The organism is Dermacoccus sp. UBA1591 (assembly GCF_002322065.1).
Taxonomy (GTDB): domain Bacteria; phylum Actinomycetota; class Actinomycetes; order Actinomycetales; family Dermatophilaceae; genus Dermacoccus; species Dermacoccus nishinomiyaensis.
The window spans coordinates 29987-38588 of record NZ_DCNR01000054.1 but is presented as its reverse complement, the minus strand read 5'-3'; the positions used below and the strand labels follow the sequence as shown (position 1 = coordinate 38588).

Below are 8602 nucleotides of genomic sequence, written 5' to 3'. Positions count from 1 at the left end.
TTCGACCGCGAGCTGACGCAGGGCTACCGCCTCGACATCCCGAGCGGCACGTCGGTGCGCTTCGAACCGGGCGTCAGCCGCGAGGTGGCGCTCGTCGCGTTGCGGGGCGAGCGGCGTGTGCCGGGGCTGCAGATCCGCGACACGGCCGCGTCTTTCGGAGACACTTCGCAGGCTGACGCAGGTGGGGCCGACGAGTCACACGACGACCTCGGGCCCGGTGTTACGGTCCCGCGCGGAACGGCGTCCCACCCCGAGGTGCCGGCTGTCCGCCCACGGCCGTCCGAACCGACGACCATCACACGTGACGCCTACGCCGCGCTCTACGGTCCGACGACGGGTGACCAGATTCGTCTCGGCGACACCGACCTGTGGATCGAGGTCGAGCACGACCACACCGTCGGCGGCGAGGAAGCCGTCTTCGGTGGGGGCAAGTCGATCCGCGAGTCGATGGCGCAGGGCCTCACGACCCGCGCGGGCGGGGCGCTCGACACCGTCATCACGAACGTCGTCGTCCTCGACCACTGGGGTGTGGTGCGCGCCGACGTCGGCATCCGTGACGGGCGCATCGTCGCGCTGGGCCGCTCCGGCAACCCCGATGTCGCGGACGGCGTGCACCCGGATCTCCACATCGGCCCGGGCACCGACGTCATCGCGGGGGAGGGGAAGATCCTCACCGCCGGTGGCATCGACATGCATGTGCACTTCCTGTCGACGTCGCAGGTGCACGAAGCGCTCGCGACCGGTCTGACGACGCTCGGTGGCGGTGGTACCGGCCCGTCCGAGGGGTCGAAGGCGACGACGGTGACACCCGGTGCCTGGCACCTCGGGCGCGTCCTGCGCGGCTTGGATCACCTGCCCGTCAACCTGCTGCTCATGGGCAAGGGCAACACCGTGAGCGCCGAGGGCCTCGCCGAGCAGGCGCTCGCGGGCGCGGCAGCGTACAAGGTGCACGAGGACTGGGGCGCGACGCCCGCCGCCATCGACGCTGCCCTGCGCGCGGCCGACGAGCACGGGCTGCAGGTGGCGCTGCACAGTGACTCGCTCAACGAAGCCGGTTACGTCGACTCGACGCTGCGCGCCATCGGCGGGCGCAGCATCCACGCCTTCCACACCGAGGGCGCCGGGGGCGGGCACGCGCCCGACATCATGTCGATCGCGTCGCACCCCAATGTCCTGCCCGGTTCGACGAACCCGACGCTGCCGCACACCGTCAACACGGTCGCCGAGCACCTCGACATGCTCATCGTGTGTCATCACCTCAACCCGGCGGTGGCGGAAGATCTCGCGTTCGCCGAATCGCGCATCCGGGCGACGACGATCGCCGCCGAAGATCTGCTCCACGACATCGGCGCGTTGTCGATGACGAGCTCCGATGCTCAGGCGATGGGTCGCATCGGTGAGGTCATCACGCGCACCTGGCAGGTCGCGCACGTCATGAAGTCACGCTATGGCTCGCTCGGCGAGACGCTGCCGGCCGACAACGAACGTGCCCGTCGGTACGTCGCGAAGTACACGATCAACCCGGCGGTCGCGCACGGCATCGACCATCTCGTCGGGTCGATCGAGCCCGGCAAGCTGGCCGACCTCGTGCTGTGGGAGCCCAAGTTCTTCGGCGTGCGGCCGTCCGTCGTCCTCAAGTCGGGTGCCATCGTGTGGGCTGCCCTCGGCGACCCGAACGCGTCGATCCCGACGCCACAGCCCGTGCTGATGCGCCCGGCGCTCGTGGCGGACGACGCTGCGTCGCTCGCGGTGTCATTCGTGTCGCCGGCGGCTGCAGAGAATGGTCTGCGGGAGTCGCTCGGGTTGCGGCGGGAGGTGGAAGCCGTGCGGCCGACACGCGAGGTGACGAAGGCCGACATGATCAACAACTCGGCGACACCGCGCATCGACATCGACCCCGAGACGTTCGCCATCGCCGTCGACGGTGAGCTCGTCACCCCGCAGCCGGCGACGGAACTGCCGCTCGCGCAGCGGTATTCGCTCTTCTGATCGCCATGTCCTGCTGCGGCTCAGCTCCCACGTCCGACGTCCGGCGTGCAGATGCACCCGGGTGCAGCTGCACGCAGGGGCGGGGCGGTGGCGTCATGAGGCCCGACGCGGCGACGGACGGTGCGGGGATGGCGAGCCTGCTGCTCGCTGATTCGAGGCTGCCTGTTGGCGGCTACACCGCCTCAGGTGGTCTCGAACCGGCGTTGCTCGGGGGGTTGCCGGTGCACGAGGTGCCCGCCTTCATCGCGATGCGCCTCGCGACGGTGGCACGCGTCGAGGCGGGAACGGCCGTCGTCGCGTCCGCCGCCGTCCGTCATCTGCGTGCAGGTGCACCCGGGTGCACCTGCACGCAAGGCGGGGATGCCGCCACGGCCGAGCCCGTGCCCGTGCCCGAGCCCGCGTTCGCGTCCGAGGACGTCGCGTGGGCCTGGGCGGCCCGCAACCCCGTCGCGGCGGTGCGTGATTCGTCGATCGCCCAGGGGCGGGCGATGTTGCGCCTCGTGCACCGGCTGCGTCCTGACGGCCCCGCGGCACAGTGGCTCGAGGGGTTGCCCCGCCCGCTCACCGCCCGCGCCGCCGTCCTCGGCGCTTTCGCCGGCGAGCTGGGCCTCGACGGTGCGTCCGTCGCCCGCGTCGTCGGATATGACGACGTCCAGAGTGTCACCGCCGCCGCGTTGAAGCTCGAACCGCTCGACCCTGTGGATGCCGTGGCCTGGACGCTCGATTCGGCGTCCCATCTCGACGACCTCGTCGCGGCCTGCGCCGACCTGGTCGCGCCGTACGACATCCCAGTCCATTCCGCACCCCAGCTCGAGGCGTGGCATGCCGCTCACGCCGACACCGAGAGGAAGTTGTTCCGTGTCTGAGATCGCCATGACCTCGCGCCCCGGCAGTGAAGCCACCGCCACTTCCGGCATCGATACGCCCGCCGCCGGACAGGGCGCGATGACGTCCCAGAAGATCACGGTCGGCGTCGATTCGCGCCGTGACGCGGCATCGAATCCATCGCGCCCCATGCGGCTCGGGGTGGCCGGTCCGGTCGGTACGGGCAAGAGTTCGCTCATCGGCATGCTGTGCCGCGAACTCGGCGAGGAGATCTCGCTCGGCGTCATCACGAACGACATCTACACCGACGAAGATGCCCAGATGCTCAGGGCCGCAGGCGTTCTTGACGTCGATCGCATTCGCGCCGTCGAGACCGGGGCATGCCCGCATACCGCGATCCGTGATGACGTCAGCGCCAACCTCGTCGCCGTCGAGGATCTCGCAGCCGACCATCCTGACGTCGAGCTCGTCCTCGTCGAATCGGGCGGCGACAACCTGACGGCGACGTTCTCGCCGGCCCTCGCCGACGCGCAGATCTTCGTCCTCGACGTCGCCGGCGGCGGTGACGTCGTCCGCAAGGGCGGGCCGGGCATCGCACGCGCCGACCTGCTCGTCGTCAACAAGACAGACCTTGCGCCGCATGTCGGGGTCGACGCCGCACTCATGGAGCAGCAGGGCCGTGAGGCTCGTGACGGACGCCCTGTCATCGCGCTGTCGCGCACGGATGCGGCCTCCGTCGAGCGATTGACGGCCTGGGTGCGCGAGGTGCTCGCGGCCTACCAAGGCGGCGGGCACGTCGCGCAGGATCCGGGTCCGATGGCGCCGCATGTCCACGCCGACAGCGAGGGTGAGCACACGCATGACGGCGTCACTCACACGCACTGAGCGACGCGAGCCGTGCGCGGCCTGGGGGCCGAAACACCACATGGCGCCTGGCCGGGTTTCAGTCCTCGCGGAGCAGGAGGCGCGAGCGTGGGCTCCCCGGCCGGCCGGTGGTGAGCGATGAAGCTCCACGTCGAACGAGGCGCCGCGGGCTCAGCCGTTCGGGTCCGTACCCGCTCGAGCCTGCTTGCGCCGCGCATCCTGCGGGTGACGCCGACGTCCGCGCGCGTCGCCCTCGTCGCGACGACGGCTCTGCTGCTCGCGGGTGACGAGGCCGAACTCGACATCGTCGTCGGTGACGGTGTCGCACTCGAGATCGTCGAGGTCGCGGCGACGGTCGCCTACGCCGGGCGTGGGGGAGCGTGTTCCTGGTCGGCGAATCTGAGCGTGGCGGAGGGGGCGTCGCTTCGCTGGCCCGGGGAGCCGTTCGTCGTCGCCACCGACGCCCGCGCCACCCGGACGACTCGTGCGGACATCGCCGACGGTGGGTCGCTCATGCTGCGCGACACCCTCGTCCTCGGCCGCCATGGTGAGGCGGGCGGCGAACTCGTCGCTCGCACGGACATCTCTCATGCGGGGCGCCCGGCGCTCGTCGAGGAGTTTCGCCTCGCAGCCGACGACGACGCGCCCGGCATCCGCGGCGGGCGCCGCGTCGTCGATCAGGTGACGACGCTCGGCGCGGCCGCCATCCTGCAGCGGGCGCCGGGGGCACTGACGCGGGCAGACGCCGCAAAGCCGGCAGCCGCCGCGCCGGAGTCAACGCGCCCGGACTCGACGATGCTGGGCTCGGCGCCGGTGGGTCATGACCTCCCGGTAGGCGTCACGCGCCTCGACCTCTTCGCGCCTGGACGCATCGAACGCTGGCTGGGTGACGACGTCCACCTCAGCCCCTTACGGTGCTGACGGCGGGTCGCCGACGCGTCCGGCCCGCCGACGCCTCGTCCAGTCGCGATGTTGCCCGCTTTTCGCGGCGCGGGTGACCGAAAACGCGGGCAACATCGGGGTAGGGGGCTTAACTCTCGTGAAACATCGTCACGCGTCCGTCGAAACCTCGGCTGCCTAGATTCCTGCGTACCGAATGGCGATACCGCCACCTCGGTTGTCGAAACGCAGGACGAGAGCAGAGGGGCGCACAGCATGGCGACGTCGCAACTGGAACCACTGGTCGACGAGCGGGCCACCGCGTCCGCCGTCGGGACCGCGAAGGCGAGGAGCGAGACGCTGGAGGACTACACGCTGCGGTTCGCGCCGCGCAGTTATCGGCGCTGGGCCCCGGGCATCGTCGCGACGTCGGCGCTCGGTGGGATCGCCTACCTCGCCGACTTCTCGATCGGTGCCAACGTCGGCATCCAGCACGGCACGACGAACGCGATTCTCGGCATCCTCGTCGCGGCCGCCATCATCTTCGTGACGGGTGTGCCCCTCGCCTACTACGCGGCGCGCTACAACCTCGATCTCGACCTCATCACGCGCGGCAAGGGCTTCGGCTACTACGGCTCGGTGCTGACGAACGTCATCTTCGCGAGCTTCACCTTCATCTTCTTCGCGCTCGAGGGCTCGATCATGGCGCAGGGGCTCAAGCTGGGGCTCGGGGTGCCGCTGTGGGCGGGTTACCTCGTCAGCAGTCTCATGGTCATACCGCTCGTCGTGTATGGAATGAAGGCGCTGAGCAAGTTGCAGGTGTGGACGACGCCGCTGTGGTTGCTGCTCATGGGTGTTCCGCTCGTCTATCTCGTTCAGGCGCACCCCGGCTCGGTCGACACCTTCCTCGACTACAAGGGCGCCCATGGTGGGGGCGTCAGCTTCAGCGCCGTCATGCTCGCCGCAGGTGTCTGCCTCTCGCTCATCGCGCAGATAGCCGAGCAGATCGACTACCTGCGCTTCATGCCCGCGAAGACCCCGGAGAACTCGCGACGCTGGTGGACGGCCGTCATCGTCGCCGGCCCCGGCTGGGTCTTCTTCGGTGCACTCAAGCAGATGATCGGGCTGTTCCTCGCCGTCTACCTCATCGCCAACGTCGCGGGCGGTGCGTCGATCGCCAACGAGCCCGTGCACCAGTTCCTTTTGGCGTACGAGCAGATGATGCCCCACTGGCTCGCGATGACGCTCGCCGTCGTGCTCGTCGTCATCAGCCAGATCAAGATCAACGTGACGAACGCGTACTCCGGCTCGCTCGCGTGGACGAACTCGTTCACCCGTGTGACGAAGCACTACCCCGGCCGCATGGTGTTCGTGCTGTTCAACGTGACGATCGCCCTCGTCATGATGGAGGCGAACATGTTCGACTTCCTCAACGACATCCTGGGCTTCTACGCAAACCTTGCCATCGCGTGGATCGTGACCGTCGCGAGCGACATCATCGTCAACACCTATCTGTTGAAGCTCTCGCCGAAGGCTCCCGAATTCCGCCGGGGCATGCTGTACGCGATCAACCCGGTCGGGTTCGTCTCCGTCATCGTCGCGGGTGGCCTGTCGATCGTGGCCTTCTTCGGCGGCCTCGGCAGTGGGTTGCAGCCGTACTCGCCGATCATCGCCGTCGTGCTCTCCGTCGTTCTGCCGCCCGTCATCGCCGTCGCGACGAAGGGTCGCTACTACCTGCGCCGCGACACCGACGGGCTGGCGCACGAGATGTTCGACGAGCACGGCAACCCGTCGGCGGCCGAGATCGACTGCGAGGCCTGCGGCGACGTGTTCGAACGCCCCGACATGCTGGCCTCCGCGACGGGTGACGGTGCTGTCTGCTCGCTGTGCGTCGCGACCGACCGGGACGGTAAGCACGTACTGCCGGCACGGTGACGTGTGGCTTCCGGCGGATGGCTGACGTGAAGCTCCCTGCGTGAGTCAGCGTCGACGTGAGGAGCTGCGAAGGCTGTCGCGCACCCGCTGACGTTGCACGAGGAATGTGCATCTGCCCGAGAAATACGCAGCATGTTCCTCGGGCAGATGCGCATTTCTCATGCAGCTGACGCGGCAGCCGATGGTGCAGGCCTTGACGACGCGGTGGCCGTGCGGAGCGTCAGCTCGAGCAGCTGCTGCCGCCACCGCAACTCGAACCGCACGACGAGCCGCCGCAGGACGAGCCGCCGCCGCACGAACCCGAATTGCACGATCCTCCACTGCCGCAGCAGTTTCCGCCGCTGCACCAGGCGTCACCGGAACCGCCGGAATGGGTGTCGCACGACCAGTCGGAGCTCGACGTACCCGACGAGCACGTGTACCCGTTCGTACTCGACGGCTCTGCGCCCGAACTCGCCCTCGCGTGACGCTGCATCTCCTCGTCGACGACGTGGTCGCTCAGCCCCCATCCCAGGGCCGCGGTGGCCGGGAACGCGATGAGCAGCGGCCGCGTCCCGTACAGGCCGACGAAGTAGCCGAGCCCGCCGCGCATCGGTGGCTGCGTGAGCCCCGCCGCAGGGCTCGGCACGCGCAACCGCATCTGCTCCAGGGCCGCAGCCCCGGCATGCGTGCGGCGCCCCTGCCGTGTGGTGCGGACAGCACGCACGAGGTTGTACGCCCCGAAACACGTGAAGCCCAAGCCGACCAGCACGCCACCCACAGACTTTCCGGTGGCGGCGATGATCGCCATGGCGACCCCGAACAGGGTCATGAACGTCATCTTCAGGGTCTCGCCCCTACCGCCTCTGCGCGGCGGATTGAGCAGGCCACGGCGCACGGCGTCACGCTGCAGTTCGTCGAGCGCCGCACGCACGGCGGGGACGTTCTCGAGGCGTGGCGCGCGGCAACGGACGGCGTCGACGACCGCGCGCTGCAGGGGCGTGACGTCGGCGGGTGGGATCGTCCACGCCTCGAGGCGCCCGTACGCCGTCTGACGCAGATATCCCCGTTCGAGCAGATCCGCCGTCGCCGCCTGCAGTGCGGCTGCGCGGCCGTTGAGCATGCCGACCTGCTCGGGTGTCATGTCGCGTGCGCCGACGTGGTGCGCCTGGGTCGTCATGGTGTGCTCCTCCCCTTGAAACACATCATGCCCGCCGAACGCCTGACAGGAGCGAAACGTCCCGAACGCTGGGGCGAGTGCCCCCGCCGGCAGCCGGGCGGTGCGCGACGGGCGAGGCCCCTGGCGTCGTGCGGTGTGCGAAGCGGCGCCGGCGTCGGTGAGAATGGCCGTATGACAACAGGGTTCGGCTGGCACGTCGTCGTCGCCATTGCATGTCTGCTGGTGATGATCCAGGTCGGCTACCGGGCTTCGGGCGTCAAGCTGACGCGGACGTCGCTCGTCGCCGTTGCGCGTGCCTGTGTGCAGCTGACGCTCGCCGCCCTGCTCATCACGAGCGTCGTGCGCTACCTGTGGGCGTCGGTGCTCGCGGTTGCCGTCATGTTCATCGTGGCTGTGCTGACGACGACGAAGCGGTCGGGCGCGACGGACGTGCGGGCTCGGCTCGCTGCGGCGCTCGCGATGGCGGCAGGGCTCGTGCCTGTCCTCGTCATCCTCACCGTCAGCGGTGTCGTGCCGATGAAGGGTGTGTCGATCATCCCGACGGCGGGCATCGTCATCGGCAACGTCATGAGCGTGCACACCCTCGTCTCGCGGCGCGCGTTCGACGGGCTGCGCGAGGAGAAGAACATGTATGAAGCGGGGCTGTCGATCGGCATGCTGCCCCGCGACGCGATCAGCGAAGTCATTGCGCGACGCCTCCCCGAGTCGCTCATCCCCGTGCTCGACCAGACACGCACAGCCGGCATGGTGACGCTGCCCGGCGCGTTCATCGGCGTCATGCTCGGCGGCGGATCGGCCGTGCAGGCGGCTACGGCGCAGGTCGTCGTCTCGACGTCGATCCTGGCTGCGCAGGCCGTCACGTCGGCCGTCGAACAGCGCATGATCTGCGCACGGCGGTTGCTGACGCCCCAGCTGCGCGAGACGCTCATCGACTGACGGGATGCCCCATCG

Annotated in this window: 7 protein-coding genes; 6 read left to right on the top strand and 1 reads right to left on the bottom strand. The window is 69.3% G+C overall.

All coding sequences use genetic code 11. The annotated features are described in order from the left end of the window. The 5 genes from B2284_RS05815 to B2284_RS05795 all read left to right on the top strand — a co-directional run. Nucleotides 1-1989: urease subunit alpha (locus B2284_RS05815; RefSeq protein WP_286697291.1), on the top strand; the 1989-nt coding region annotated here is incomplete at its 5' end. Between the two features lie 128 nt (nucleotides 1990-2117). Beyond that, nucleotides 2118-2855: an urease accessory protein UreF gene (locus tag B2284_RS05810; protein ID WP_062256143.1), complete on the top strand. Its 738-nt coding sequence runs from the start codon at nucleotides 2118-2120 to the stop codon at nucleotides 2853-2855. 79 nt (nucleotides 2856-2934) lie between these two features. Continuing rightward, nucleotides 2935-3699, top strand: coding sequence for an urease accessory protein UreG (ureG, locus tag B2284_RS05805; protein WP_082740464.1), 765 nt, complete (start codon nucleotides 2935-2937; stop codon nucleotides 3697-3699). Between the two features lie 204 nt (nucleotides 3700-3903). Then, the gene (locus B2284_RS05800) at nucleotides 3904-4599 is read left to right on the top strand and encodes an urease accessory protein UreD (protein WP_286697290.1); all 696 of its coding nucleotides are present in this window, start codon (nucleotides 3904-3906) and stop codon (nucleotides 4597-4599) included. Between the two features lie 234 nt (nucleotides 4600-4833). Continuing rightward, on the top strand, nucleotides 4834-6492 hold the full coding sequence (locus B2284_RS05795) for a purine-cytosine permease family protein (protein WP_205747099.1): 1659 nt from the start codon (nucleotides 4834-4836) through the stop codon (nucleotides 6490-6492). 220 nt (nucleotides 6493-6712) lie between these two features. Here B2284_RS05795 and B2284_RS05790 read toward each other — a convergent pair whose 3' ends face one another. Further along, the gene (locus tag B2284_RS05790; RefSeq protein ID WP_136788150.1) at nucleotides 6713-7651 is read right to left on the bottom strand and encodes a TIGR04222 domain-containing membrane protein; all 939 of its coding nucleotides are present in this window, start codon (nucleotides 7649-7651) and stop codon (nucleotides 6713-6715) included. Between the two features lie 171 nt (nucleotides 7652-7822). On the opposite strand from B2284_RS05790, the gene B2284_RS05785 reads away from it, so the two are divergent. Further along, nucleotides 7823-8587, top strand: a complete 765-nt coding sequence (locus B2284_RS05785) for an ABC transporter permease (protein WP_062257244.1) — start codon at nucleotides 7823-7825, stop codon at nucleotides 8585-8587. The last annotated feature ends 15 nt before the right edge of the window (nucleotides 8588-8602 follow it).

Bases quoted from the DNA above. Each gene is read 5' to 3' on its own strand.
- B2284_RS05810 (WP_062256143.1), top strand. From the start codon at position 2,118: ATGGCGAGCCTGCTGCTCGCTGATTCGAGGCTGCCTGTTGGCGGCTAC.
- ureG (WP_082740464.1), top strand. From the start codon at position 2,935: ATGACGTCCCAGAAGATCACGGTCGGCGTCGATTCGCGCCGTGACGCG.
- B2284_RS05795 (WP_205747099.1), top strand. From the start codon at position 4,834: ATGGCGACGTCGCAACTGGAACCACTGGTCGACGAGCGGGCCACCGCG.
- B2284_RS05790 (WP_136788150.1), bottom strand. From the start codon at position 7,651: ATGACGACCCAGGCGCACCACGTCGGCGCACGCGACATGACACCCGAG.
- B2284_RS05785 (WP_062257244.1), top strand. From the start codon at position 7,823: ATGACAACAGGGTTCGGCTGGCACGTCGTCGTCGCCATTGCATGTCTG.